This is a genomic window from Exiguobacterium sp. s35, from assembly GCF_018617535.1.
GTDB lineage: Bacteria > Bacillota > Bacilli > Exiguobacteriales > Exiguobacteriaceae > Exiguobacterium > Exiguobacterium aestuarii.
Map to the genome: position 1 here is coordinate 1318883 of NZ_JACSKI010000001.1, position 25831 is coordinate 1344713.

Annotated in this window: 25 protein-coding genes, 1 tRNA gene and 1 other RNA gene; 3 read left to right on the top strand and 24 right to left on the bottom strand. The window is 48.8% G+C overall.

Annotated elements, in window-relative coordinates; all coding sequences use genetic code 11:
• Positions 1–37: 37 nt before the first annotated feature.
• Positions 38–685, bottom strand: coding sequence for a hypothetical protein (locus KNO75_RS06785; RefSeq protein ID WP_214795473.1), 648 nt, complete (start codon positions 683–685; stop codon positions 38–40).
• 11 nt (positions 686–696) lie between these two features.
• Positions 697–1161, bottom strand: coding sequence for a GNAT family N-acetyltransferase (locus tag KNO75_RS06790; RefSeq protein WP_214820597.1), 465 nt, complete (start codon positions 1159–1161; stop codon positions 697–699).
• Positions 1162–1312: 151 nt separating this feature from the next.
• Here KNO75_RS06790 and KNO75_RS06795 point away from each other — a divergent pair, with 151 nt between their 5' ends.
• Positions 1313–2332 (top strand): DUF418 domain-containing protein, encoded by a 1020-nt coding sequence (locus KNO75_RS06795; protein WP_214820598.1) that lies wholly within the window; start codon positions 1313–1315, stop codon positions 2330–2332.
• A 24-nt stretch (positions 2333–2356) separates the two neighbouring features.
• On the opposite strand, the gene KNO75_RS06800 is transcribed toward KNO75_RS06795, so the two are convergent.
• From KNO75_RS06800 to KNO75_RS06905, 22 genes are all read right to left on the bottom strand, one after another.
• The gene (locus KNO75_RS06800; protein WP_214820600.1) at positions 2357–2692 is read right to left on the bottom strand and encodes a hypothetical protein; all 336 of its coding nucleotides are present in this window, start codon (positions 2690–2692) and stop codon (positions 2357–2359) included.
• A gap of 144 nt (positions 2693–2836) precedes the next feature.
• A complete protein-coding gene (locus KNO75_RS06805) occupies positions 2837–3796 on the bottom strand; it encodes an HNH endonuclease (RefSeq protein WP_214820601.1) in 960 nt (319 codons plus the stop codon).
• Positions 3797–3867: 71 nt separating this feature from the next.
• A complete protein-coding gene (locus KNO75_RS06810) occupies positions 3868–4476 on the bottom strand; it encodes a hypothetical protein (RefSeq protein WP_214820603.1) in 609 nt (202 codons plus the stop codon).
• A gap of 176 nt (positions 4477–4652) precedes the next feature.
• Positions 4653–4796, bottom strand: a complete 144-nt coding sequence (locus tag KNO75_RS06815; protein WP_214746089.1) for an alcohol dehydrogenase — start codon at positions 4794–4796, stop codon at positions 4653–4655.
• Positions 4797–4915: 119 nt separating this feature from the next.
• Positions 4916–5271, bottom strand: a transfer-messenger RNA (tmRNA) gene (gene ssrA / locus KNO75_RS06820).
• A gap of 49 nt (positions 5272–5320) precedes the next feature.
• Complete coding sequence (gene smpB, locus KNO75_RS06825; protein WP_214693541.1) at positions 5321–5791, bottom strand: SsrA-binding protein SmpB; 471 nt, start codon at positions 5789–5791, stop codon at positions 5321–5323.
• Between the two features lie 54 nt (positions 5792–5845).
• A complete protein-coding gene (gene rnr, locus KNO75_RS06830; RefSeq protein WP_214795459.1) occupies positions 5846–8251 on the bottom strand; it encodes a ribonuclease R in 2406 nt (801 codons plus the stop codon).
• Between the two features lie 15 nt (positions 8252–8266).
• A complete protein-coding gene (locus KNO75_RS06835; RefSeq protein WP_074033592.1) occupies positions 8267–9007 on the bottom strand; it encodes an alpha/beta hydrolase in 741 nt (246 codons plus the stop codon).
• 102 nt (positions 9008–9109) lie between these two features.
• Complete coding sequence (gene secG / locus KNO75_RS06840) at positions 9110–9334, bottom strand: preprotein translocase subunit SecG (protein WP_012726902.1); 225 nt, start codon at positions 9332–9334, stop codon at positions 9110–9112.
• 73 nt (positions 9335–9407) lie between these two features.
• Positions 9408–10295, bottom strand: a complete 888-nt coding sequence (locus KNO75_RS06845; protein ID WP_083600113.1) for a YitT family protein — start codon at positions 10293–10295, stop codon at positions 9408–9410.
• A gap of 47 nt (positions 10296–10342) precedes the next feature.
• Positions 10343–11683 carry a glycosyltransferase gene (locus KNO75_RS06850; protein WP_214820605.1) on the bottom strand — a complete coding sequence of 447 codons (1341 nt, stop codon included), beginning with the start codon at positions 11681–11683 and terminating at the stop codon, positions 10343–10345.
• Entirely contained in the window at positions 11680–12888 is a 1209-nt protein-coding gene (locus tag KNO75_RS06855) for a glycosyltransferase family 4 protein (RefSeq protein ID WP_251126141.1), read from the bottom strand. The genes KNO75_RS06850 and KNO75_RS06855 overlap by 4 nt, the downstream gene beginning before the upstream one ends.
• A gap of 21 nt (positions 12889–12909) precedes the next feature.
• Positions 12910–13791, bottom strand: a complete 882-nt coding sequence (gene galU, locus KNO75_RS06860; RefSeq protein WP_214795448.1) for a UTP--glucose-1-phosphate uridylyltransferase GalU — start codon at positions 13789–13791, stop codon at positions 12910–12912.
• A 233-nt stretch (positions 13792–14024) separates the two neighbouring features.
• Positions 14025–14822, bottom strand: a complete 798-nt coding sequence (locus tag KNO75_RS06865) for an aminoglycoside phosphotransferase family protein (RefSeq protein WP_214820607.1) — start codon at positions 14820–14822, stop codon at positions 14025–14027.
• A gap of 155 nt (positions 14823–14977) precedes the next feature.
• Positions 14978–16270, bottom strand: a complete 1293-nt coding sequence (gene eno, locus KNO75_RS06870; protein WP_012726908.1) for a phosphopyruvate hydratase — start codon at positions 16268–16270, stop codon at positions 14978–14980.
• 36 nt (positions 16271–16306) lie between these two features.
• Positions 16307–17845, bottom strand: a complete 1539-nt coding sequence (gene gpmI / locus KNO75_RS06875) for a 2,3-bisphosphoglycerate-independent phosphoglycerate mutase (RefSeq protein ID WP_214795444.1) — start codon at positions 17843–17845, stop codon at positions 16307–16309.
• Positions 17846–18598 carry a triose-phosphate isomerase gene (gene tpiA / locus KNO75_RS06880; protein ID WP_034778525.1) on the bottom strand — a complete coding sequence of 251 codons (753 nt, stop codon included), beginning with the start codon at positions 18596–18598 and terminating at the stop codon, positions 17846–17848.
• Positions 18599–18616: 18 nt separating this feature from the next.
• Positions 18617–19801: a phosphoglycerate kinase gene (locus KNO75_RS06885; RefSeq protein ID WP_214746065.1), complete on the bottom strand. Its 1185-nt coding sequence runs from the start codon at positions 19799–19801 to the stop codon at positions 18617–18619.
• A 97-nt stretch (positions 19802–19898) separates the two neighbouring features.
• Positions 19899–20906: a type I glyceraldehyde-3-phosphate dehydrogenase gene (gene gap, locus KNO75_RS06890; RefSeq protein ID WP_012726912.1), complete on the bottom strand. Its 1008-nt coding sequence runs from the start codon at positions 20904–20906 to the stop codon at positions 19899–19901.
• A 59-nt stretch (positions 20907–20965) separates the two neighbouring features.
• Positions 20966–21994, bottom strand: a complete 1029-nt coding sequence (locus KNO75_RS06895; RefSeq protein ID WP_012726913.1) for a sugar-binding transcriptional regulator — start codon at positions 21992–21994, stop codon at positions 20966–20968.
• A gap of 109 nt (positions 21995–22103) precedes the next feature.
• Entirely contained in the window at positions 22104–22361 is a 258-nt protein-coding gene (locus tag KNO75_RS06900) for a glutaredoxin family protein (protein ID WP_251126064.1), read from the bottom strand.
• A gap of 5 nt (positions 22362–22366) precedes the next feature.
• Positions 22367–23512 (bottom strand): RNA polymerase factor sigma-54, encoded by a 1146-nt coding sequence (locus KNO75_RS06905; protein ID WP_214820609.1) that lies wholly within the window; start codon positions 23510–23512, stop codon positions 22367–22369.
• Positions 23513–23631: 119 nt separating this feature from the next.
• Between KNO75_RS06905 and KNO75_RS06910 the strand changes: the two genes are divergently transcribed.
• Both KNO75_RS06910 and KNO75_RS06915 read left to right on the top strand, forming a co-directional pair.
• Positions 23632–23704 (top strand) — tRNA-Arg (locus tag KNO75_RS06910).
• A gap of 139 nt (positions 23705–23843) precedes the next feature.
• Positions 23844–25739, top strand: coding sequence for a 3'-5' exonuclease (locus KNO75_RS06915; protein WP_214817249.1), 1896 nt, complete (start codon positions 23844–23846; stop codon positions 25737–25739).
• Positions 25740–25831: the final 92 nt, after the last annotated feature.

The window sequence follows — 25831 nt, forward strand, 5'->3', positions numbered from 1 at the left end:
ACAAATCCCACTTTCCGATTGGAGAGTGGGATTCTTTTTAAAACGATAACTCTAAACCAGTACCATCATCAAGAAGTTCTCCGTTTTTAGCGGTATAGTCGACACGAATCTCGGCTCGCTTCAGGATGTCGTTCTCTTGTAACGCAGACATCCACATTCGAACGCGTTCTTCGTCATCAGCTTTCGGCTCTCGATGAAGCGTCAATAAGATTGTCGGCGACACGTCGGCTGTCTGATAGGCGATTGGATTTGCCGAGGAGACATCGAGTTGTCGGATACTTTCTTCGTCATATAGGACGACATAGGTGACGTCTGCACCAAACGCCGTATCAATCGAATCTTCAATCGCCTCTGTGACCGCATCCTCCCATTTAGATGAAAGAAACGTATCAACGATTTCTCCGGTCGACTCATCCTCGTAGACATAAAACTCCGTTCCCGTCACCGAATCCATCGCAATCGCCGCATATTCAAACGGAAAGTTACCCATGTTGTCGAATAATACGTCCTCTGTCAATTCAGCATCTTCGAATCGTTCGGCTACATAAGGTTCGGCCATCTTGATCACGTTTGCTTCCTCATCGGGATCTGGTTGCATCGACCGATAAAAGGCAAATACCAACCCCGCCACCCCAATCACAATCACGCCAAATCCGACCAAAAGCCACTTCAAGTAACGTTTCATGTCGACTCCTCTCATAACTGTTTGTTCATGGCGATGGACGCTTCTTGGAATCCGAGTCGTTTATATAATCGCTGTGCGTCTGGATTCGTACCGAATACACTTAGTCCAATGGATGTTGCGCCAAGTTCTTCTGAAGCTACTCTTTCAAGTTTCTCAAACACCGCTGTCGCATATCCTTGTCCACGGTACGTCTCTTCAATCAAAATATGATAAATGAAGACGCGTTTCGATTCAGCTTGAAACGCATACCACAAAATCCCGACACGAGTGTCTCCGTTTATCACATGAACAATCGTCTGTCCTTCCCCGGGTTGATTGTCTGGGAAGAGACCTCGAATCAATTGTGTGGATTCCTCTTGCGCTAACACTATCGGAAGCTGATAGTTTCGCGCAACACCTTTTGCATAGTCGTCAATCAACCAAGTCACATAATGCGAGACTTCTTGTTCCGTCATCTGATCAAAATGAATGGTCATTTGTTTACCCCTAATCGTTTTCACCTAGTGTAACATACAATTTCTGGGATTTTTAATCTTAGTGAAGTTCAGGATTTTGTAAGGTTACCGCATACAACATGTAAGATGCTCCCTTCATACTCGGAAGAAGAAATTGAAAGGAGATAATCACATGACAGCAACACCTACAAACGAACGAATCAATGTTCTCGATACCCTGCGAGGCTTCGCCTTATTCGGGATCATTTTTATGAACATTCTCAGTTTATTACGTCCGAGCGACCCGAACACCATCATGGAACATTACTATGTATATGCCCTGCACATCTTCATCGATGGAAAGTTCTTTATGATTTTCTCATTTTTGTTTGGTGTCGGATTCTACCTCTTTATCCATCGAGCAATAGAACGCGGAGATCGCGCCTACGTTTTATTTACGAAACGATTGCTCCTCTTACTCGGCTTCGGCTTGATTCATATGCAATTTCAGCCGGGTGAGGCGTTGACGATTTACGCTGTGAGCGGGCTACTCCTCCTGTTTGCATACCGCCTTCCTCGGTCAGTCAATTTGATTCTAGGTCTGATCGGGCTAGCTGCCCTCACTTACACCGGGACGAAACTGTTGATGCCACTTGCTCTCATCTTGCTCGGGCTTGCAGCGGGTCAGTATGAGGTGTTTCGTCGCATCAATACGCACCGGGTAAGTTGGCAGCTTGGACTAGTCGTCACCGGCATCCTATCTGCCGGATTTGTATGGCTACAATATACGAATTTACCAAGCTCATCGTATTTCAACGTCGGCTACACCCCGACCAATGAAGAAATTCAAGCATATATCCGTATGCTCGACTATTCGAATTGGTCAGCTCCCTTTTTAGCGGCGTTCTATATCACCGTCCTTGTCAATATGAGTCAACTACGGACGACACGTTCCTGGTTTGCCCCACTTCAAGAATTTGGTCGTATGGCGTTGACGAATTACTTGCTTCAGACTGCACTTATGGTGACTGTTGCTACATTCGGACAGACGTTCACAACGATTGAAACAGGACTATGGGCAATCGTCATCAACATCGTATTGATCGTATTCAGTATGTTATGGCTTCGCCATTTCACATACGGACCGATGGAAAAGGTATGGCGGCTTGGAACGTACTCTCGCTTCGGACAAGGCACCCTATCGTCAAAATAATATAATGTTGAGGAAGGACGGCTGTCAAAAGTGTTCTTCCTCAATTGTGTTTGCAGGAGTGAATTCAATTTCATATGCTTCACCAAGCTCTCCTTGTAAACGCTGCGAAAGTAAGTTGCCTTCACGATTATGTCGTTCCACCTTGGTCTCCCATCCTACAGCAAGTGTATCCGTGTCCCACTCAATCCATTCTCCGAATCGACTAACCCATTCATGGAAATCACGCTTCAATTGGTCAGAAATCACGAACTCATCCATCTCTATATTGTATTGACAGACCGCACACCATGTCGGGTCTGCTCCCATATCAGCCTCTATCGTAATTCTTTTCAAATTCTCACAATCACAAATTCTTTTCATCAATTCGCTACCTTCTTCCTCTTTAAATACACATCCAGGCATAAATATATGATTTTCTCTGTTCATTTAACTTAAAATTTCTTCTGTCTGACTATAGTAAATACTAAACAAGAGTCGAACCTGTTTTACGAGGTTCGACTCTTTTCATGTTTTCGGGACCCAATTGTTTTCAAATCCATTTTGAACGGCATAGTGATATAAATGAATGAGTTTCGACTCTTTGTATGTAGACATGTGCTCTACCGAGCGCAGTTCATGATTCCGCTCTACCAAAGTATAGAGATAAGCGATGTTCGCTAGTCGATTATTCTTACTCGTATTGCATGTCGGACACGAAAGAACAAAGTTCCACAAGACATCATTTTGCATATAAGACCAAGGAATGAAATGGTCAACGTGAATCTGCTTTATAGGTTTTAAACAATAGAAGCATGCTGCATAACCGTGACTTAATAGAATTTGTTTAAACTCCTCAAGTGATTGGCGGACAGATACAAACTCTAACTTACTTAAGATACGTTCCATCGCCTCTTTGGAATTGTATTTCTCTAAAAAAACAGCTAACTGATAATTTGTCACATTCATTAACATACGCTTGTATTTTTCAAAAAATACAACATAAACAGGAACGAGTTGAATCCACTCCTCTTTTCGATTAAAGGAGTAAATCGTTTCGTTAAAGGAATGATAGAAAGAACCATATACGTATTTTTTATAAAATTGATTCACATTCCGAATCAATTGATTTTGTTGCTGTTCTGGTAAGCGGTCGAAGTTCCAAACTGACGGAATGTTGTGTTCTTTCTGAAAGGAGAGCATCGCTTTTTCAACAGCGCTCTGCTTCCCAAATTGATTCATTTGTGTCAAACCATGCGTCACAATGAGATTCCAATAGATTTTCGTCACATGTTTGGCAATCTTATGAAATGAAACGACACCTGATTCATTTAATTCTGACGTACATTCAAGTAACGCCTTCATCAAAATGTGTTTGTATGTGGTCGTATGAGAAGCGCTCATTAGAAATTGTTGTGTAAAACGCCATAAGTCTGATTCAGTTAAATAGACGTCTTTTGCCTCAGCGACACTTAAATCCCATCCCAACAGCTTCACCTCCATCTATTCGTTGCACCATTGATTATAACGAATACAGATAGGAAGTGGATCGCGATGCATCAGACAGGAGCGGAAAACTCTCTTTTGATTTGTTCGAGGTCAATCATCGTTTTTTCGTGAACATACTGAACGAGTGCATCATACTGTTCGACCGTGTTCAGTTTTTTAAATTTATCTACATCGCCTTTAAAGCCTGCGAAATATTCACTTTGATATTCTGGGTTGTTGAAAAGTCTCAAATATTCCATATAGTCTTTGATGGTCATTTGGCTCACGATATGAGATAAAATGGTCTCCCACTCTTTTATCCGGCCCTCATGAATCTGTTTTTTGATGACAATGTCTCGTGCTTGCTCCATTTTGATTTGTTGAATACAATGCTCCACTTCCAACTTATATTCAAGTAACTCATCACGATTTCGAGTATCCAACGTAGGAGTCACTTCAGTTAAATAGTATTGATAGCGTTGCTTTCGCGGATGCATGTTCTTGCCTTTGACTATCTTAGAGCTTTGATTGGAATCATCGGATTTATTTAATCGTTTCTTTAAATTGACTGACCCTAGAGCTCCAATGATTTCTTTGTTATGTTTTAATGCAAGTTCGACCACTGTCGGACCATATTTTTTGACTCCATTCACGATCATTTCCGTCGATTTTTTAGACATGAGGAATTCTCCTTTGGTATGTATATTTTCATGACGATTTTAAAAAAACAACTCGTAGTTTCTATTCAACAAAGGGATGCTCAACCCCTTGAATCCATTCGAAAATCTAATGAACAGTGTCTGTTACCCATAAAGAAAAGGATTAATGAGCAGATACTCAATAATCCTTCGTCAAATCACTTCTTCTCTTGTTGCTTCTGCAAATACGCTTCACGAAGCTTGTTCAATCGTTCCTTCTTGTTCGAGACAGTCGGCTTTTTGCCGTCTTGATACTTCGCCGCAGCTACCTTGCTTCTCGTGTCTAATTGATATTTCCCCATGCTCTTCACCTTCCTTTCATCGTGGCTGACTCTCAATCAAAAGCAAAGACCCTCTAATCTCAATGAAATTAGAAGGTCTTCATGAAAATCATTGATCGCAGTCGTTACAGACTGCTTCAAAATGGAGACGGCGGGAGTCGAACCCGCGTCCGAAGGCATCGTAACGTATGCTTCTACGTGTGTAGTTTATCTATTGAATCTCGATGTGACACTGCCGATAAACAGGCGTTGTCGCATCCAGTCTGTTTCATCTCTTCTTCGCGCCCTCAGACGGCGAGGTTGAAGCGTAGCTTGCTTAGTTTGAGACCCTGAAAGTCATCCACACAAGCGATGGATGTCAGGATCCGCAGGGCACTTAGGCTGCTGCGAGTTGTGTGTTAGTTTTGCCAGTTATAGGCGTTTGCGTTTTAACGAGGCCGCCCCCTCGACACGCCACATACGACCGACCTACCCCCGTCGAATCCATAACGTCCCCGGGGTGGTAATTGGTACTATATTTAATATACCACAATCAGGATTCGTTGTCAGTATTTTTGCCGATCGCGCATCGCACGGTCGACGTCACGTTTCGCGTCTTTCTTCTTCAAGTCCTCACGTTTGTCGTACTTCTTCTTCCCTTTTCCGACGCCGAGCAGGCACTTGGCAAACCCGTTCTTGATATACACTTTGAGCGGGATGATCGTGTAGCCGTCACGCCCTGACGCCCCGATGAGCTGATTGATTTGCTTCTTATGCAACAATAGCTTTCGGACGCGGAGTGGTTCATGGTTGAAGCGGTTCCCCTGGTCGAACGGGCTGATATGACAGTTGTGAAGCGTCGCCTCGCCCCCGTCGAATCGGACGTACGCATCCGCGATGTTAATCTTCGATTGACGGACCGACTTGATTTCCGTCCCTGTGAGCACCATGCCCGCCTCAATCGTATCCTCGATCGCGTAATCGAAGGACGCCTTGCGGTTTTGGGCGAGTGCGTTCGAATCTTTCTTCTTGGCCATACACATTCAGTCCTTTATCTACAAGATACGGAGGAAGGGACGAGCCCTTCCCCGTCAGCGACGTTTCTTCGCTCCTCGTTTGGCGTCGCCTTTTCGTTTGTGCTTGTCTTTCTTCTTCAGGTCGAGTGCCGAACGGCCTTGGGAAGACTTCTCCCCGTCTCGTTTCGGTTTCTCACCTGGTTTACCCGGCTTTCCAGGTCTTCCTGGTTTGCCACGCTTCTTCTTGTCGTCCCGACCTCGACCGCCACGACGGTCTTTCTCGTCCTTCTTCGGACGACCGCCTTTCGCTTTGATCGTCGTCGGTTGGCGACGTGTCGATGGTTCCCGTTTCGGCATGCCGACGACCGTGAAGTCGATCGTCCGCTCGTCTAAGTTGACGGCGTCGACTTTGACACGGACGGCGTCCCCGATCCGGAACTGACGTTTCGTCCGCTCCCCGAGCAGCATGAGCTGTGATTCGTCGAAGTGGTAGTAGTCATCCATCGACTGGAGACGGACAAGTCCTTCGATCGTATTCGGGAGCTCGATGAACATCCCGAAGTTCGTGACGCCAGCGACGACACCATCGAACTCTTCACCGAGATGGGCTTCCATGTATTCGGCTTTCTTGAGCGCCTGTGTCTCGCGCTCTGCGTCGACCGAACGACGTTCCCGTTTCGATGCCTGTTCAGCGATCGCCCCGAGACGGTCCTCATACTTCGCAATCGTCTGCTCCGACAAGTCGTTGTTGAAGACGTACGTGCGCATGAGACGGTGGACGATCAAGTCCGGGTAACGACGGATCGGTGACGTGAAGTGCGTATAGAAGTCCGTCGCGAGTCCGAAGTGACCGAGCGAGACGTCGTCATACTTCGCCTGTTGCATTGAACGAAGCATGATCGTGCTGATGACCGGCTCTTCCGGCTCCCCATCAATCGCCTTCAAGATCTTTTGAAGCGTCTTCGGTTCGACCGTCTGTCCTTTGATGCGTTCGATATGAACGCCAAAGTTTGCGACGAAGTCGAAGAAGAAGTCGAGCTTGTCCGGTTTCGGATTGTCGTGGACACGATAGATGAACGGGACGTCCATTTTGTGGAAATGTTCCGCGACCGTCTCGTTGGCCGCGAGCATGAACTCCTCGATCAACTTCTCGGCGACCGAACGTGGACGAAGCACGATATCCGCCGGCTTCCCTTCCTCGTTGACGACGACTTTCGCCTCGGCGAAATCGAAGTTGATGGCACCACGTGAGTTGCGTCGTTTCCGAAGGACTTCCGCGAGCTCGGCCATGAGGTCGAACTCACCGATGAACGGCTCGTACTTCTTCAACGTCTCTTCGTCATCGCGCTCGATGATTTCACGGACGTTCGTATACGTCATCCGTTCCGTCGTCTTGATGACACTCGGGAACAAGTCATGGCGAACGACCTTCCCGTTTTGCGGGGAAATCTCCATGACACAGCTGAGCGTCAAGCGGTTGACGTGCGGGTTGAGGGAACAAATTCCGTTCGAGAGTCGGTGCGGCAGCATCGGAATGACGCGGTCGACGAGATATACACTCGTCCCACGCTCGAGCGCCTCGACGTCGAGCGGCGAGCCCTCTTTCACGTAATGCGAGACGTCGGCGATATGGACACCGAGCTCGTAGTTCCCGTTATCGAGTTTTTTGACGTGGACGGCATCATCCAAGTCTTTCGCATCTTCGCCGTCGATCGTGAAGATCGTCTCGTCACGAAGGTCGACACGACCGATGAAGTCTTTCTCATCCGCCTCGTCCGGTACGGCGTTCGCCTGAGCGATCACGTCTTCCGGGAACTCCGTCGGAATACCGTGCTTATAGACGATCGATAAGATGTCGACGCCTGGGTCATTCTTATGCCCGATGATGCGGACGACGTCACAAGCACCGGCGAAGCGGCCATCTGGATACTTCGTGATGCGCACGACAACTTTATGTCCGTCGACAGCACCGAGTGATTTGTCCGGGTTGACGACCGGCCAGAAGTTGATGCGCTTGTCATCCGGCTCGATGAAGGCGAACTGGTCGAGTCGACCGCTCGGGAGCGTATACGTCCCGACGAACTCCGAGAGTCCGCGCTTCAATACTTTCAATAGGATCCCTTCTGTCTTGCCACGGTTGTCCTCGCGTTTTTTGACGAGGATCGTATCGCCATGGTAGACGTCCTTCAGTTGGTCGGGCGGCAAGAACACGTCTTCCGCTTCCCCTTCGACCGACAAGAAGCCGAATCCGCGCTGGTGAATCGAGATGATCCCCGCGACTTGGCCGAGCGAGGCGAGCGTCCCGTAACGGTTCGTCCGCGTCCGGCCGATGGCACCCTCTTCCTCGAGGGCATTCAATGTGCGGATGAGTTCTTTGAAGTCATCCGTCGACGCGAGCTGTAGTCGCTCGGTCAGTTGATCGACAGAGAGCGGTTTCTCGCTCGCCTGTAAGATCTCTAGTAATTGGTCACGTAAATTCAACGTGACACCTCCTTCTTAGACTGACCAGTCTAACGTTTCGAGAAAATCGAGCACGTCCTGGTGCAGTTTCTCTTTTTCTTTGTCGAGCGTGATCACATGTCCCGAGTTCTCATAGATGAGCAACTCTTTTTGGAACGTGTTGACCGCCTCGTAAATCTGATTCGCCGATTCCGGGTCGATCATGTTGTCTTTGGCGCCTTGGACGACGAGTGTCGGGACGAAGATGTCCTCGAGCTTCGACGCCGTGTCGCGGACGAAGGCACGGAGGTCTTTTAGCGTTGGCATCGGTTTGAACTCTGCCATCTCCTGCTCGATCTGTTCCGGCGACTTTTCTTCTCTACCCTTATATTCTCGGGCATATGCCTGGACTCCTTTGTACAAGCGGTCCTCGGCATCGATTCCAGTCGGCGCGCACATCGGGATGACCGCCTTGACGTCTTTCTCCTCGGCGAGACGGAGCGACATCACGCCACCTAGCGATAGTCCGCAGACGACAATCTCCTCATGGCCTTTGTCGACGAGTGTCTGGTAGGCGTTCAAGACGTCTTCCCACCAGTCTTCTGGTCCATATTGGAGTAACTCTTCCGGTGGGACGGCATGACCACGATAGATCGGTCCCATACATGTGTATCCTTCTTTTTGAAGGAAGCGACCGAGCATGCGGACATCCGCGCTCGACCCAGTGAAGCCATGTAACATCAACACGGCACGTTTTCCGCCCTCGAAGAAGAACGGTTTTGGTGCTGTCACTTTCATTTTATCTGTCATCTCCTCGTATCTACATTATTCCCAAAAAATAAATCGAAAAAACAAAAGCTGACCGCCTCACGTGAAAATCGAGAACGATCAGCCTTATCATCATAATGATGCGACTAGTAATCCTAAAATGAAAAACAAAGTGCCTAGTACAGCTGCAGTTCGGTTCAAAACAGCATCGAAGCCGCGCGCTTTCTGGCGTCCGAACAACTGCTCCGCGCCACCTGCAATCGCTCCAAGACCTTGCGACCGACCTGACATGAGCAGTACGACGACAATCAATAAGACAGCCACGACAAGTAGGCTGATTGTAGCGATCGTTTGCATAGTAGTCAGTTCCTCCTTCTATTTACACGCCTTTTATTATATAGAAGTTATCGTCAAAACACCAGCATTCAAATTATCGGGACGGGTAGCTGAACCCTTCCCCGATGACTTCCTTCACTTGGTGGATGACGACGAAGGCACGGTCATCCGTCACTTGGACGATTTTTTTGAGTGGCGCGATCTGACGTTTGTCGACAATCATATACAACATGTTCTTATCTTGCTTCGTATAGTAGCCATGTCCATGGATGATCGTTGCCGAGCGGCCGAGCGTTTCTGTCAAGACGACGGCGAGCTCTTCTTGCTTGTCGCTGATGATCGTAACGGCCTTGCGGATATTGAGTCCTTCCGCGACGAGGTCGATGACCCACGAACCGATGATGATGGCGATGAGCGTATAGAGGACGACCTGCTCCCCTAAGAAGAAGCCAGATGTCGCGACGACAATCGCATCGATGATGAACATCGAGACGGCGACACTCAAATGGAGATAGCGCTCCATGAGGCGGGCGATGATGACGCCCCCACCGGTCGTCCCGCCGACACGGAGCACCATGCCGATCCCGACCCCAATCATGATCCCGGCGTAAACGGCCGCGAGCAGTTTGTCCTCAGCAGGGCTGCCCCAGTCGTGCGTCAAACTAAGGAAGAATGACGTTGCGACGACGGCGATGACCGAATAGACCATTGTCCGACGGTCGAGCAGCTTATAGCCGACGATAAAGAGAATCCCGTTCCCGATGATCGACGTGAGCCCGAGGTCCCAGCCGAACACGTAGTACAGGATGATCGTGACCCCGAGCAGGCCACCTTCCGAGAAATCGTTCGGTACGGTGAAGTAGTTGACCCCGAACGAGAGAATGAATGAGCCCGCGATGATCCAGGCGATATCCTTCACCGAGATCGTTTGTAGCTTGCGCCACACTTGTTGACGTAATAGATGTTGCTGTTGACGTTTCATAAATGTCCTCCCTCCATATAAAAAAGACCGCGGCCAAAGCCGCAGTCTTAAGATTGTACTGGCTTTGGCGCACCGTCTTTCATAATCGGCAACTTGCGCTCCGCAGCATTCGCGTAGACGTTCAAGAGTGCCTCTTTTTCCAAATCCCAGTTATATTGCTCACGCGCGGTCTTCGTGTTCTCTTTGACACGCGCATAGAGTGCTTGGTCTTCAATCATACGGTTGACGCCGTCTGCGATCGATTGTGGATCGTGCGAGTCGACGAGCACCCCGACATCGTTCCCCGCAACGACCCGTTCGATTTCAGGGAAGTCACATGAGACGACCGGTACTTCGGCCATCAAATACTCGAACAATTTGTTCGATGATGCCGAGTAGTGGTTGAAGCAGACGTTGTTCAACACTTGGAAGCCTAGGTAGGCGTTCATCGTATAGTAAGGTAACGCTTCGACCGGTACTTTGTCAATCATCTTGACACGATCGCCGACGCCTTCTGTCTCGATCAACTGTTGAATCGTCGGTTTGAGCTTCCCGTCCCCGATCATGACAAGCGTACCTTCTTTGAAGTCTTTCGCCGCGAGCACGAGCTGTTCAAGACCGCGCCCTGCTTGGATCCCACCTTGATACAAGAGGATCTTCTCGTCTTTTGGCAAGTCGAGAAGCGCATGCAAGTCCTTACGGAGCGAGAAGTCGAGCGGACGATAGAACGGGTAGTTGTGGAGCACGTACGGATAGAATCCGTATAACTCTTCGTTATGTGCCGCACGTGTATGGTTCTCGACCATCATCGTGTCGACGAACGGCAAGAGCCATCCTTCGAGGTTACTTTGGATGTAGCCGTAACCGGTACGGTCCGTCTGTACCTCGTGCGAATCATAGACGATCCGACCTTTATTGAACACTTTTCCGGCGAGGAGTGCCTGCGGGAGCGTGTTCAAATCGTTCGCATGATAAAAGTCGTATGACTTCTTCGTCGACGTGAACACCATCTCGAGCATCGCACTCGCGTTGACGATTTGCTTACGCACTTGCGGCAACAAGATTGTCCCGACCGCTGCCCCGAGAGCGAGCATCGTGAACGGTGCGAGTAGGAACAAGCCGGCACCGACGAGTCCGGCACCGATTTGACGGGTCCGTTTCTCGCTCACCCATTGGTACGTCTTCTTCGCGAACTTGAGCGCGTTGACGAGAATCGATGGCTGACGCTTCACGCGGATGACGCGGAAGCCTTCCGGACGCATCTCTTCTTTCGGTAACTCTTTATTTTTTGGATCTTGAAGCGCAATCAAATCAACTTCATAACCTGCCTCAGCGAGTGCCGAGCATTCGCGAAGGACGCGCGCATCATTCGTAAAATGGTTCCATACAAACATACATACTGACTTCATCGTGTTTCCTCCATCACTAACTGTTGTACGACTTGATCTAACACGTCGATATTCTCTTCCCAACATAAATTCTCTTTGACGTAACGAATCCCGTTCGCCCCGAGCGTCTCCCGAAGGTCCGGTCGGTCGAGGAGCTTGCGCAGGATTCGTTCAATCTCATCGATATCTCGTTTCCGTGAGACAAATCCGACCTCGGCCGCTTCAATGACATTCGCCGCATGGCCTGACACTGCTGCGACAATCGGTTTGCCGACCGCCATATAGTCGATGAGTTTCCCCGGAATGACCGTATCGAATACTTCTTGCTCGATCAGGCTGACAAAAGCGACGTCCGCATTTTTAATCGCCTGGAACGCCTCGGTCCGTGGCATCGCTTCTAGGAACAAGAAGTTTTGGAAGCCACGTTCTTTGATCGTCTGCTTCAACTCTTCTTTCCGGTACCCGTAGCCGATCAGTTTGAAATGAATCCGTGGTTCGTCACGGAACCGTTCGGCGAGTTCGAGCAAGAGCGAGACGTCCTGCGCGAGCCCCATGTTTCCGGCATATAAAATCTCCATCCGGTCGTCTGGTGGGATCGTCCGCTCCAGCGTCCGTTCTGATTCCCGAATCGAGTTCGGCATATAGTGAATCTTCTCGTTCGGGACACCGCGTTGACGAAGATAGCTGCGGAATCCTTCCGAGTTGATGATGACCTCATCGGCGGCACGATACAGTCGCTTCTCGAGCCAAAACGCCGGTGCGAGCACCCAGTCGTGTTTGAACACGCCGACCCCTTTCACCGATTCCGGCCAAAGGTCACGGACGTCTAGAATGAGCGGGACACGGTATTTCCGTTTCGCATATACTCCGACAAACGCCATAAAAAAAGAAGGGGTCGTCGCAAACACGACGTCTGGCTTCAATTTTAACTGGCGGACGGACCCGATCCCTTTCACCATCTGTTCAAGGAACAAGAGGAGACGGCTGACCATGTTGGACGTATGCTTCCGTTTCTTCGTGATGAGCCGTTTGATGAACGGTTGGTTGTTCAGCTCCCGGTCATTCCAGAAACGGTCGTCCTGATACATATCAAAGCTCGGGTACGAAGGGGCGGCCGTGATGACCTCGACTTCATACCCGCGCTGCTTCATCAAATGCGTAATGTTTTGCATCCGGTTGCCGGCACTGCCGATCTCCGGATAATAGTTTTGACACACCATGAGCATTGTTTTCAAAAATAACACACCTTACTGTTGATCAAGTTCGTCCACGAGCCGTTTTAACAAGGCATGGACGTCATCTTTTAAATCAGGATCGCTGAGCGCGTGGCAAATCGTCGTCTCGACGAATCCGATCGGCTCCCCGACGTCATAGCGTCGACCGTCGAACTCGTAGGCGAAAATCGTCTGCGCCTCATTCAAGCGTGCGATCGCATCCGTCAATTGAATCTCGCCGCCGGCACCTGCTTCTTGCCCCGATAACGCCTCAAAGACGTCCGGTTTCAGGATGTAGCGACCGAGGATGGCGAAGTTCGACGGGGCCTCACCGATGGGTGGTTTCTCAACGAACGTCCGCACCGGAATGAGCTTCCCTTCGACGGCAAGCGGGTCAATTATACCATATCGGTTCGTCATTTCATACGGGACGCGCTGCACACCGATGATGGAACGGTCATGTGCCTCGTATTGATCAATCAACTGCTTCGTCGCAGGTACGTCGGATTCGATGATGTCGTCCCCGAGCAAGACGGCGAACGGCTCGTCCCCGATGAATTTCCGGGCGCACCAGATCGCATGACCGAGACCTTTTGGCTCCTGTTGGCGTATGTAGTGAATATTCGCCAAATTCGAGGAGTGTCGGACGGATTCGAGTAAGCGGGTCTTCCCTTTTGACTCCAAGTTTTGTTCCAACTCGAGCGCGCGGTCGAAATGATCTTCGATGGCACGCTTGTTCTTACCCGTGACGATGATGATGTCTTCGATTCCAGAGGCGACGGCTTCCTCGACGATGAACTGAATCGTCGGCTTGTTGACGATTGGCAACATCTCTTTTGGCATGGCTTTCGTGGCTGGTAGGAAGCGGGTACCGAGACCGGCGGCTGGGATGATAGCTTTACGTACTCGTGTCATAAGCAATGGCTCCTTTACGCGTTATGTAAAGAGTATACCCAAAATTTGTGTGTTCTGACACAAAATAGAGGTCATGACAAAATCGTCATGACCAATCGTCGTCGCGCTTCGTTCTCAGATAGTACCACACTCCAAATGCGATCAGACCGATGACCAGAAGAATCCCTAGCATCATCATGAGAAACGCCTCCCTCATTTATGCTTCACTAGTTATATTCCCTTCCCACATCGCTTCAGAACCATTTCGATCCATGCATTTGAATGAAACGAAGTTCTTCTTGATAATGATCGTAATGCCCTTCATCCATCATCTTTTGAAAGGCGATATCCCCTTCGTTCGCTTTCCGCTTCATCAAGAGGCAGAGTGCCTCGATGCGTAACTGTAGCATCTCAAACAAGTCTTCTTTTGCGTCATCCCAACCATATGCCTTTAAGAATAATGAAACACGTTTTTTATACGTCTCATCATCTCGAACCGCATCGTAATAGATGACCTCTCCCGATTCAGCTTGATGGCGGCGACTGAGCGGAACGAATGTGTAGAGTGCGTAGACGATGTCCCAAGCTCTCGGACCTGGCGCAGCCAAATCAAAGTCGATGATCCCCGATACTTTCCCCTCATAAAAAATCGTGTTGTAGACGGCGAAGTCATTATGGCAAATGACCTCTAACGGTTGAGGTATGTTGTCAATCGGTACCCACTCCGCTGACCACTCAAAATCTGACGACGCATCATGTAGCCGTCTCATCAGTCGTGCAGCACCTTGAATCGCCTCATCGGACCACATATAGGATTTGAGAGGATAGTCTGCGGTTTCTCCATTTAAATACGTTAAGATTTCGCGACCTTGCTCGTCGATTCCCACAAACCGTGGAACCTCTGAAATCCCCTTCGCCTCCAGATGCCTCAACAACCGATGAATATTCGAACTGCCATCCTTCTGCGTACGATAGACGTAATTCCCTTTTTTATAGACGGTCGACACGTTCCCCCCGCTCAGTCGTTCTTCTTGTTCATTCAATTGGTCCATCCAATCCCCCCTACTGTTTTTCAGTCACGTTCAGTATACAGCAACATAAGATATCGATGACGAGGAGTTCCGACACAGAGCGTTCACGCCCGTCGATTGAATGGATATTCCACAAAAAAACAGGCCCGCCATGCGACGAGCCTGAAAACAATCAATTATTTTTTGAGGTTGTAGAACGACTTGATGCCGTCGTATTTCGCTACATCGCCGAGCATGTCTTCGATGCGGAGAAGTTGGTTGTATTTCGCGATACGGTCTGTACGTGAAAGTGAACCAGTTTTGATTTGTCCAGCGTTTGTCGCAACAGCGATGTCCGCGATTGTCGCGTCTTCTGTTTCACCAGAACGGTGTGAGACAACTGCTGTGTAACCAGCTTTTTTAGCCATTTCGATCGCGTCGAATGTTTCTGTGAGCGTACCGATTTGGTTAACTTTGATGAGGATCGAGTTCGCGATTCCTTTTTCGATACCTTCAGCAAGTTTAGATGTGTTCGTTACGAAGAGGTCATCCCCAACGAGTTGAACTTTGTGTCCGATTTTGTCTGTGAGAAGCTTGTGGCCATCCCAGTCGTTTTCGTCACAACCATCTTCGATTGAGAGGATTGGGTACTTGTCAACGAGCTCAGCGTAGAAGTCTACAAGCTCAGCAGTTGTGAGTGACTTGCCTTCGCCAGCGAGTTCGTATTTACCAGTTGATTTGTCGTAGAACTCAGAAGATGCAACGTCCATTGCGAGGTAGACGTCTTCACCTGGTTTGTAACCAGCTTTTTCGATCGCTTCAAGGATAACTGTGATCGCTTCTTCGTTAGACTTCAAGTTTGGTGCGAAACCACCTTCGTCACCGACTGCTGTGTTAAGACCCATACCAGAAAGAACTGATTTGAGGGCGTGGAATACTTCAGCACCCATACGGAGCGCTTCACGGAATGTTGGCGCGCCAACAGGCATGATCATGAACTCTTGGAAGTCCACGTTGTTGTCCGCGTGCGAACCACCGTTGATGATGTTCATCATTGGTGTTGGAAGTGTCTTCGCGTTGAATCCACCGAGGTATGTGTAAAGTGGGAGACCGAGCTCATCTGCTGCTGCGTGAGCTGCTGCCATTGACACACCGAGGATTGCGTTAGCACCAAGTTTAGCTTTGTTTGGCGTACCGTCGAGTTCGATCATTTTCGCATCGATTGCGTTTTGGTCGAAGACATCGTAGCCGATGAGTTCTGGTGCGATTGTGTCGTTCACGTTCGCAACTGCTTTCAAGACACCTTTACCGAGGTAACGTGACTTGTCGCCATCGCGAAGCTCAACTGCTTCGTGCTCACCTGTTGATGCGCCTGATGGGACGAGGGCACGGCCGAAACCGCCGTCTTCTGTGAAGACTTCTACTTCTACTGATGGGTTACCGCGTGAATCTAAAATCTCGCGTGCGTAAATTTCTGTAATCATTGACATGAAAAATCGCTCCTTTTCGTTTGAAAAATAGTTGTATTATTTTGTAACGATTGATGAACCAGTCATTTCAGCTGGCTGCTCTCCACCGAGAAGGTCGAGAAGTGTTGGGGCGAGGTCGCAAAGTGCGCCTTCGAGAACTGGTTTCAGTTCGACTCCCTCTTTTGTGATGATACACGGAACAGGTTCCGTCGTGTGCGCCGTCATCGGCGAGCCGTCCGGGTTCGTGACGATGTCTGCGTTCCCGTGGTCTGCTGTGATGATGGCCGCGCCGCCTTTAGCAAGTAATGCGTCCACTACTTTACCGAGGCACTCATCGACTGCTTCGATCGCTTTCTTCGTAGGCTCAAGCTTACCTGAGTGACCAACCATATCCGGGTTCGCGAAGTTGATGATGTATGCATCATACTCATCCGACTCGATACGCTCGAGCAAGCCGTCTGTGAGTTCGTACGCACTCATTTCTGGTTGCAAGTCGTATGTCGCGACTTTCGGTGAAGGTACGAGGAGACGATCCTCGCCTTCGAATGGCTTTTCTTTTTGTCCGTTCAAGAAGAACGTGACGTGTGGGTACTTCTCTGTTTCTGCGGCACGGAGCTGTTTGTATCCTTGCGCAGAGAGTGTTTCCCCGAGTGTGTTTTTCAAATCTTCCGGTGGGAAGACGATGTCCGTGTCGATATCATCCGAGTACTTCGTCATCGAAACGAGAAGAAGGTTCTCAGGATGGTTTTCAGAGAGTTTGAAGCCTTCGAATCCAGCTTTCTCTTTGAATACTTTCGACAACTGGATCGCCCGGTCCGGACGGAAGTTGAAGAACATGATCGCATCGTTGTCTTGAATTGTTGCGATCGGCTTGCCATCTTTTTCGATGACTGTCGGTAAGACGAACTCATCCGTCAAATCGTTCTCATACGACTTCTTGAGAACCTCGACTGGGTCCGTACCGACTTCGCCTTTTCCGTTTACGAGGACGTCGTATACTTTCTCGACGCGCTCCCAACGGTTGTCGCGGTCCATGGCATAGTAGCGACCAGACACGCTAGCGACTTGACCGACACCGAGTTCAGCGAGCTTTTCTTCTGTTTCCTTGAGGAAACCAGCACCTGACTTCGGATCACAGTCACGGCCGTCCGTGAACGCGTGAATGTACACTTTTTCAATACCGTGGAGTTTTGCGAACTCAACGATGGCATACATGTGTTTGATGTGCGAGTGAATCCCACCATCTGACACGAGGCCCATGATGTGGAGGCTCGAGTCATGTTTCTTCACATGTCCTGCCAAATGGTTCATCGCCTGACGGTCGAAGAACGAACGATCCTTGATTGCGTTGTTGACGCGTGAGAGTGACTGATAGACAACTCGACCGGCACCGATATTTAAGTGACCGACTTCCGAGTTCCCCATCTGCCCTTCTGGAAGACCGACGTACTCGCCTTTTGCGTTTAAGAGCGTATGTGGATACTGCTCCCAGTAGCGATCGAAGTTCGGCTTGTCTGCAGCCAAGACCGCGTTACCGAACGATTCGTCACGCATCCCGAAACCATCTAAGATGATGAGTGCGACTGGTCTAGCCATTTAAATCGCCTCCAACAATTTGAGGAACGAAGCGGCTTCAAGTGAAGCACCGCCGACGAGTGCGCCGTCGATATCTTCTTGTGCCATGTACTCTTTGATGTTCTCAGGTTTTACAGATCCACCGTATTGGATGCGTACTGCAGCCGCTACGTCTTCGCCGTAAAGACCTTTCACCACGTCGCGAACATACTTACAAGAGCTTTGTGCGTCAGCTTCGTCCGCTGATTTACCTGTACCGATTGCCCAAACTGGCTCATACGCGATGACGAGTTGTTTGACTTGGTCAGCAGAGAGGTCAGCGAGACCGCCTTCGACTTGTGTTTTGATGACTTCTTCGAACTTGTCGCCTTCGCGCTCCTCGAGTGTTTCACCGACACAAACGATTGGCGTAAGACCGTGTTCGAACGCTTTTTTCGTTTTGCTGTTGATGAACGCATCTGATTCGCCGAAGTACTCGCGACGTTCTGAGTGACCGAGGATGACGTAAGTCACGCCGAGGTCAGCGACCATAGCTGGGCTGATTTCGCCAGTGTAGGCACCGCTATCTTTGTCGTACATGTTTTGTGCACCGAGCTTCAAGTTTGACCCTTTAGCTGCTTCTACCATCGGTGCGAGGAAAAGTGCCGGAGCACCAATCGCTGCATCTACTTTGTCAGTAGACGGGATGTTGTTTTTAACTTCCTCTACGAAAGCGACTGCTTCCGAGAGTGTTTTGTTCATTTTCCAGTTACCTGCAATAATCGGTTTACGCATCGATAACCCTCCTCTAAATTACTTGTCGTTAAGCGCCTCGACACCTGGAAGTTTTTTGCCTTCCATGAATTCGAGTGACGCGCCACCACCAGTTGAAATGTGACTCATCTTGTCAGCAAGACCAAACTTGGCTGCCGCAGCGGCTGAGTCGCCACCACCGATGATTGAATATGCATCGCTGTCTGCAAGTGCTTGAGCGACACCTTTCGTTCCGTTTGCGTATTTATCAAGTTCGAATACGCCCATCGGTCCGTTCCATACGACAAGTTTCGATTCGCGAATCGCGTCCGCGTAAAGTTCGACTGTCTTCGGTCCGATATCAAGACCCATGTGATCCGCTGGGATCGAGTCGATATCGACTGGGCCGACATACGTTTCTTCGCCGAATTCTTTCGTGATGACACAGTCGACAGGCATCAAGAACTTCACGCCTTTGTCTTCTGCTTTCTTCATGAATTGACGAGCGAGGTCAAGCTTATCCTCTTCAAGGAGCGACGTCCCGACTTCGTGCCCGAGTGCTTTCGAGAACGTGTACGAGAGTCCGCCACCGATGATGAGTGTGTCAACGATGTCAAGAAGGTGGTCGATGACCCCAATCTTGTCAGCTACTTTCGACCCGCCGATAATCGCCGTGAACGGACGGTCAGGGTTAGAAAGAGCTTTACCGAGAACTTCAAGTTCTTTTTCCATCAAGAGACCAGCAACGGCTGTATCCACGTGGTGTGCAATTCCTTCAGTTGAAGCGTGTGCACGGTGAGCCGCGCCGAACGCGTCGTTGACGTATACGTCAGCAAGTGCTGCGAATCCTTTTGCAAGTTCAGCGTCGTTTTTCGTTTCACCTGGGTAGAAACGAACGTTCTCTAAAACGACGACATCGCCTTCAGAGAGTTTAGCGACCGCTTCTTCTGCGACCGGACCGTATGCTTCTTCGACGAGCGGTACATCTTTTCCGAGGAGCTCAGCGAGACGCTTCGCTACTGGAGCAAGTGAGAACTCAGGGTTCTTCTCGCCTTTTGGACGGCCGAGGTGGCTCGCAAGGACGAGTTTCGCACCACCGTCAAGCAAATGCTTGATCGTTGGAAGTGCGGCTTGGATCCGAGTTTCATCTTGGATGACGCCATCTTTGAGTGGAACGTTGAAGTCAACGCGGCAAAAGACGCGTTTCCCTTTTACATCGATGTCACGAATAGACTGTTTGTTCATAACTTTCGCCTCCATATGTCGTGCGTGTCATTTCATAAATAGAGCGGAGAACAATCTCTTGTTTCCGCTCCTATTTGATTCTATTTAGTTCACGAAATTACTTCGCGATGTTAGCGAAGTGCTTAACTGTGCGAACCAATTGTGCAGTGTAAGACATTTCGTTGTCATACCAAGAAACTGTTTTAACGAGTTGCTTGTCGCCAACTGTCATTACTTTAGTTTGAGTCGCGTCGAAGAGTGAACCGTATGTGATTCCAACGATGTCAGAAGAAACGATTTCGTCTTCAGTGTAACCGAATGACTCGTTTGCTGCTGCTTTCATCGCTGCGTTTACTTCGTCTACAGATACTTGCTTGTCGAGTACAGTTACGAGCTCAGTGAGTGAACCTGTAGCAACTGGTACACGTTGTGCAGCACCGTCAAGTTTTCCTTGAAGTTCAGGGATTACGAGACCGATTGCTTTAGCAGCACCTGTTGTGTTAGGTACGATGTTCGCTGCAGCTGCACGTGCACGACGGAAGTCACCTTTCGGGTGTGGAGCGTCAAGCGTGTTTTGGTCGCCAGTGTAAGCGTGGATCGTAGTCATGAGACCTTCAACGATTCCGAACTGGTCTTGAAGTACTTTAGCCATTGGTGCCAAGCAGTTTGTTGTACAAGAAGCACCTGAGATGACTGTTTCAGTACCATCGAGGATGTCGTGGTTTGTGTTGTAAACAACAGTCTTCATGTCACCTGTAGCAGGAGCCGAGATAACAACTTTCTTCGCGCCAGCTTTCAAGTGAAGCTCAGCTTTTTCTTTAGAAGTGAAGAATCCAGTACATTCGAGAACGATGTCTACACCGAGGTCTCCCCATGGAAGTTCTTCAGGGTTACGGTTAGCAAGCGTGATAACTTTTTCTCCGTTTACGAGGAAGTGATCGTCATGTACTTCAACTTCTCCGTCGAAACGACCTTGAGTCGTGTCATACTTGAGAAGGTGCGCAAGCATCTTCGTGTCTGTCAAGTCGTTGATTGCAACAACTTCGATCCCTTCGTTTTTGATGATCTCGCGGAATGCCAAACGACCGATACGTCCAAATCCGTTAATACCAACTTTTACTGCCATGTTAATTTCCTCCTTAGGGTAGAAGCTATTTATTGAAGAGCCAACGGGGGGTCAACTCTTTAATAACAAGTTAATAATTCTTTCGCCGCACCTTCGTCTGTGACGAGGATGATGTTCGACGTGTGTTTCGCATAAGCGGCGATCGCCTGTGCCTTCGATTTTCCTCCGGCAACCGCGATGACGGTATCCATGTCATCCAGCTCTTCGAGTTGGATTCCGACCGTCTTGACGCGATGAACGATCTCACCTTCCGCATTGAAATAATATCCGAATGCTTCGGCGACGGCGTCATGCCGTTCAATCATCCGCAAATGCTCCGGTGATGCATGACGGCGTTTTGCCATCGTTTCTGCCTCACCAATTCCATGTACCACAATTCGCGCCGCTCTAATCATTTCCAGTACATTTTTAATACTAGGTTCCTCCACCATCCGGTCGAATGTTTCTTGTGACACTTCATCCGGAATATGTAGAAGATGATAGTCTGCGTGGGCCCGGTCCGCCATGCGTGAGCAGACGGTATTCGCTTGAAGTTCAAGCGTTTCACCAAGACCTCCGCGTGCGGGCACAAAATGCATCGGGCGTTCTTTTTTATCGGGCGACATCATCGCCGCAACCGATGCCATCGTCGTTCCACCTGTTACCGCAATCACGTTATCATCCGGTGCGAGCCGCGCTTTTAACTGCGTGACCGCTGCCCGTCCGATATCGCGTTGGACCCAGAATGTCTCATCTGAATCACCTGGTACGATGACGACTTGGCGAACTCCTAATTTCTCTTCGAGCTCTCTTGCCACTTCTGAGATTCCGAGAAGTTCTCCCATGATCTCGTGCAAGTCTCGTAAGACGTTTCGTCCCGTCTCACTAAGGGAAATTCCTTGAGTAGCGACGTAAAGAAGACCTTGGTCTTTCAAAAAGTCGACTTCTCGTCTGAGCACCCGTTCGGTCAGTCCCAAACTCGTTGCGAGTGTCCTGCGGCCAATCGGCTGCATCAAGCGGACATAATGTAAGATATCGTAACGATGTCGGAGCGTATCGAGCAGGTCAGGGACAATTTGCTTCTGAACGTGAATCAGTTGCTGGATCATGCTCTTCCCCCCTCGACTTTCAGTGTGGACAACTTTTGTCCCACTTTTTTATTTGCGTCCCACCGCTACGAGTTCATCTTATCAATCACTTTTCCGTCTGGCAACCCCTTCAAACGTTTTTTTTCGATGTAAGCGTATACTTAACAAAATCTTCAACTTTGTTGTCATCATATCGCCCTTGACTGATGACTTGCCCTTCGTGTATAAGAACGGGGATTTCGAAGAGGTACTTCGCCTCGAGTACCTCGTCTCCCGTGATGTCGACCTGTTCGAGCTCAATCGGATAATCTTCCTGCAACCATTCGAGCATGACGATTGCCTCGTCACAGAGTGAACAATTGTCACGTTTATATAATGTAAATTTCATTTTCGTCATCCTTTCCATAACTGTCGCTCACGCTCACGTGAATTGCCGAATCCGAGTTCTTCACGATAGTTCGTCACGGTCCGTCGCGTCACGAGATATCCGTATCGGGCGAGCTCTTTAGCGAGGGCTTGATCACTTTGCGGTGCCTTCTCTCGTTGGATGAGTTCCGCGAGCGTCCGTTTGATCATGAACGGCGAATGCCCATGATTCGTCGACCGGACGAAAAAGTGTCGCCATTCCATGATTCCGCCCTCGGTCTTCGCGAACTTCCCTTGTATGGCACGCCCGACCGTTGATTCGTGCTTTCCGATTTGTTGCGCGACGGTACGACGTGTCAACGGATGGAGGACAAGTTCTCCTTTGAGCCACTCGGTCTGACGCGACTCGATGACCGCCCAAATGTCTCGAAGCGTCTCGTTACGCATCGCAAGGGATGTCATCCACCATTTCGCCTCGCGGTCATTCCCGACACGCGTCTCGTCAAGTTCAGGACTGAGCCACGTCGTGACAAGCTCCCCGTCCTCCACACACACTTCGACTTCCGGATAGACGTGCCCCGTTTCTTCATATAATAAAGGACGCTTCGGGAGTGTCGCGACAATCCGTTCTAGACGGGCTAGTTCTTCTTCCGAAATCGCGAGCGCGCTTGCCATCTGTTGATGGCTCACTCCACTCTCAATCGCATCGAATACATCGACGACGCGCGGGTCCTCATGCTCAATCGCATGCCGATACTGACACTCCCGTTCCGTTCTTGCCCCGATCCCCGTCGGTTCAAGAAATAGGAGTGCCTGTCTCGCCTGTTCGATTTGAGAGACGTCGATACCGAACCGCTCCGCCAATCCCTCATTCGTGTCCGGCAACAACCCTCGATGATCGAGCAAGAGGACGAGTTGTCGTCTCAGCTCCTTCTCCGTCTCGCTTCCGCTTCCTTCCCGAATCTGCGTGAACAGCTTCTCTTCGAACGCACTCGCCGCATCTGCAATCCATCCGAGATCCCCGCTCCCGAAATGAATGTTTGGATTATGTCGCGCGAGCCGTGCTAGACGAAACGTGAGCGCGAGACGATCCGCCTCGAGTACCGGCAGCCGTTGCACAAGGTCTTGTGTCATCTGTTGCTGTTGCACCTGTTTTTGTTCTTGCCGTTGCATCGTTCTCCCCCCCTCTCTTCTATTGTAACGAACCCGCTCCACTCGCGCTCAAAAAAGCGTAATGAACAGGATTGCTTTTTCAATAAAACAAATGTATAATAAATTCGTGTCACACACATGCACCCGTAGCTCAGGGGATAGAGCACTGGTTTCCGGTGCCAGGTGTCGGGAGTTCGAATCTCTCCGGGTGTATTACATAAAAGGACGAAGGCCTAATTGAGGTCTTCGTCCTTTTTTTGTGTTTTCTCCCTCAATTTCAAACCACCATCCTTTTTATGTATCCTTTATATAGTATATTTAAGTAAAAGGATTGGAAACGAGGTGTCAATTAATGGCTCATACTGTTCCTGAAACGATTCGTTCATCCGCAACAGCAGGAGAGCGGCTCGTATTTCGTACGTTGAAACGCTACCTTCCAGACGATTACATCGTTTATTTTGAACCCAATATACACGGTCGAAGACCTGATTTCGTCATCATCGGACCTGATTTAGGGTTGATCGTTTTAGAAGTGAAAGACTATACGCGTTCTACTCTCTACCAACTGAACCATGATGAATGGATGATCACTCCCGCAAACGGATCTCAAAAGAAAGTAAAAAGTCCATTTCTACAAGCCCGTGAAAATATGTTCAAACTGACTGACGTCCTAAAAAAGGATCAAAACCTGATTCAACACGAAGGAAAGTATGCGACGACATTAAAATTCCCTTATGGATCAGGCGTCATTTTTACACGATTGACACAAGATGACTGTATTCGTCATGGACTCTATCAAGTCATTGATCCTTGTTTCTCTCTGATGCGTGATGAAATCAACCCGGATGATTCACAATTCTCAGAAGAAATCCTCATCGAAAAAATTCTGAATATGTTCACGGTTCCTTATCGCCTGAGGCAACCGTTGACTGGTGAAGAAATCGATGCGATTCGTTATCATCTCTTCCCAGAAGTTCGAATCAGCGCCGAATTTAAAAAAGTCACACCATATCAAGACCAGCTTTTACTATCCCTTCACAACATCCGGGCGATGGACCTACATCAAGAGAACTTGGCCAAACAACTCGGTGATCAAAATCGTTTAATTCGAGGTGTTGCAGGTAGTGGCAAGACCCTCATTTTGGCGAGTCGCGCTAAACTGTTATCTAAACAACATCCCGAATGGAAGATTTTAATCCTATGTTACAATATCTCGCTAGCCCGTTTTATCGAACAGATGGTACAACAGATGATGTTAGAACCGGATGATTTGTTCGATTTTGATCCTCAGTTGAAACAGAGGAATCATTTGATTGAAGTTCGAAATTTTCATGCCTGGTTGCAGAATGATTTACACATCTCGGAAAGAAGAATACCGGCGATACTTGAAAAGTTAAGGAAGCGAGAAATCATCTTCCCGTCTTACGATGCGATTTTGATTGATGAGGGACAAGACTTCGAACCCGAATGGCTCGAACTTGCAAGCGAACTTTTAAATCCTGAAACGAAATCGCTTTTACTCGTCGAAGATCGAGCGCAGTCTATCTATAAACGAAAACGTAGTTATGTACAGGATACCGGTTTGGATTTCCGAGGAAGGTCCAAAATTCTAAATATTAATTACCGAAACACTTCTCAAATCGTATCGTTCGCCTGGTCGTTTTATCAATCCAATTCCTCCCTAAAAGATAAAGTTGTGACGAAGGAATTAGATGGTGAAATCATTGCTCCTCAAAGTACGCTTCGAAGAGGTCCTGAACCAGCCATTATTAAATGTGATCATTTCTTCAAAGAGGCAGATCTCGTTGCTCGGCAAATAAAAAAATTACATGACGAGAAAAAAGTCCCCTATTCTGAAATGTTGATCCTGTATCGCGTCCAGAAGTTCTCGACGATGCATTATGTCGACACGTTACAACGTGCCCTAAACTACTATGGAATCGAGCACTTTTGGATTACGGAGAGTAGCGAGACGAAACGTACCTTCTCAAAAGATGATCAACGCGTAAAAATTAGTACAATTGACAGCAGTAAAGGTCTTGATTTTCAAGCCGTTTTTATCGTAAACGTTGAAAATATGCCGTTTAAATATGAAGAAGATCTCGAGCGTGAAGTCTCTCTCCTTTACATCGGAATGACGCGTGCTAAAGAATATCTCTTCTTATCCTATTCAGGTGAATCCACTTTCACACGTTATTTTGAATCAAGTCGGGTCATCAAACCAGCTCGTCCAAAGCTAAATGGGTAACCATCACGTCTTGAGACGTTTTACACATCGAGGGTCGTGGAATAAGCAGTAGAAAGGGTTTCTGTTTGACCAACATTGACTATACAGGTATG

What these genes read in the sequence shown, in the direction of transcription:
- gap (WP_012726912.1), bottom strand. Translation starts at nt 20,906, where the DNA reads ATGGCAGTAAAAGTTGGTATTAACGGATTTGGACGTATCGGTCGTTTG.
- KNO75_RS06845 (WP_083600113.1), bottom strand. Translation starts at nt 10,295, where the DNA reads ATGAAACGTCAACAGCAACATCTATTACGTCAACAAGTGTGGCGCAAG.
- KNO75_RS06850 (WP_214820605.1), bottom strand. Translation starts at nt 11,683, where the DNA reads ATGAAGTCAGTATGTATGTTTGTATGGAACCATTTTACGAATGATGCG.
- tpiA (WP_034778525.1), bottom strand. Translation starts at nt 18,598, where the DNA reads ATGCGTAAACCGATTATTGCAGGTAACTGGAAAATGAACAAAACACTC.
- KNO75_RS06900 (WP_251126064.1), bottom strand. Translation starts at nt 22,361, where the DNA reads ATGAAATTTACATTATATAAACGTGACAATTGTTCACTCTGTGACGAG.
- KNO75_RS06835 (WP_074033592.1), bottom strand. Translation starts at nt 9,007, where the DNA reads ATGAAAGTGACAGCACCAAAACCGTTCTTCTTCGAGGGCGGAAAACGT.
- KNO75_RS06815 (WP_214746089.1), bottom strand. Translation starts at nt 4,796, where the DNA reads ATGGGGAAATATCAATTAGACACGAGAAGCAAGGTAGCTGCGGCGAAG.
- KNO75_RS06915 (WP_214817249.1), top strand. Translation starts at nt 23,844, where the DNA reads ATGGCTCATACTGTTCCTGAAACGATTCGTTCATCCGCAACAGCAGGA.
- KNO75_RS06895 (WP_012726913.1), bottom strand. Translation starts at nt 21,994, where the DNA reads ATGATCCAGCAACTGATTCACGTTCAGAAGCAAATTGTCCCTGACCTG.
- KNO75_RS06905 (WP_214820609.1), bottom strand. Translation starts at nt 23,512, where the DNA reads ATGCAACGGCAAGAACAAAAACAGGTGCAACAGCAACAGATGACACAA.
- KNO75_RS06795 (WP_214820598.1), top strand. Translation starts at nt 1,313, where the DNA reads ATGACAGCAACACCTACAAACGAACGAATCAATGTTCTCGATACCCTG.
- secG (WP_012726902.1), bottom strand. Translation starts at nt 9,334, where the DNA reads ATGCAAACGATCGCTACAATCAGCCTACTTGTCGTGGCTGTCTTATTG.
- KNO75_RS06865 (WP_214820607.1), bottom strand. Translation starts at nt 14,822, where the DNA reads ATGGACCAATTGAATGAACAAGAAGAACGACTGAGCGGGGGGAACGTG.
- KNO75_RS06800 (WP_214820600.1), bottom strand. Translation starts at nt 2,692, where the DNA reads ATGAAAAGAATTTGTGATTGTGAGAATTTGAAAAGAATTACGATAGAG.
- KNO75_RS06885 (WP_214746065.1), bottom strand. Translation starts at nt 19,801, where the DNA reads ATGAACAAACAGTCTATTCGTGACATCGATGTAAAAGGGAAACGCGTC.
- KNO75_RS06855 (WP_251126141.1), bottom strand. Translation starts at nt 12,888, where the DNA reads ATGCTCATGGTGTGTCAAAACTATTATCCGGAGATCGGCAGTGCCGGC.
- KNO75_RS06810 (WP_214820603.1), bottom strand. Translation starts at nt 4,476, where the DNA reads ATGTCTAAAAAATCGACGGAAATGATCGTGAATGGAGTCAAAAAATAT.
- gpmI (WP_214795444.1), bottom strand. Translation starts at nt 17,845, where the DNA reads ATGGCTAGACCAGTCGCACTCATCATCTTAGATGGTTTCGGGATGCGT.
- galU (WP_214795448.1), bottom strand. Translation starts at nt 13,791, where the DNA reads ATGACACGAGTACGTAAAGCTATCATCCCAGCCGCCGGTCTCGGTACC.
- smpB (WP_214693541.1), bottom strand. Translation starts at nt 5,791, where the DNA reads ATGGCCAAGAAGAAAGATTCGAACGCACTCGCCCAAAACCGCAAGGCG.
- KNO75_RS06785 (WP_214795473.1), bottom strand. Translation starts at nt 685, where the DNA reads ATGAAACGTTACTTGAAGTGGCTTTTGGTCGGATTTGGCGTGATTGTG.
- eno (WP_012726908.1), bottom strand. Translation starts at nt 16,270, where the DNA reads ATGTCAATGATTACAGAAATTTACGCACGCGAGATTTTAGATTCACGC.
- KNO75_RS06790 (WP_214820597.1), bottom strand. Translation starts at nt 1,161, where the DNA reads ATGACCATTCATTTTGATCAGATGACGGAACAAGAAGTCTCGCATTAT.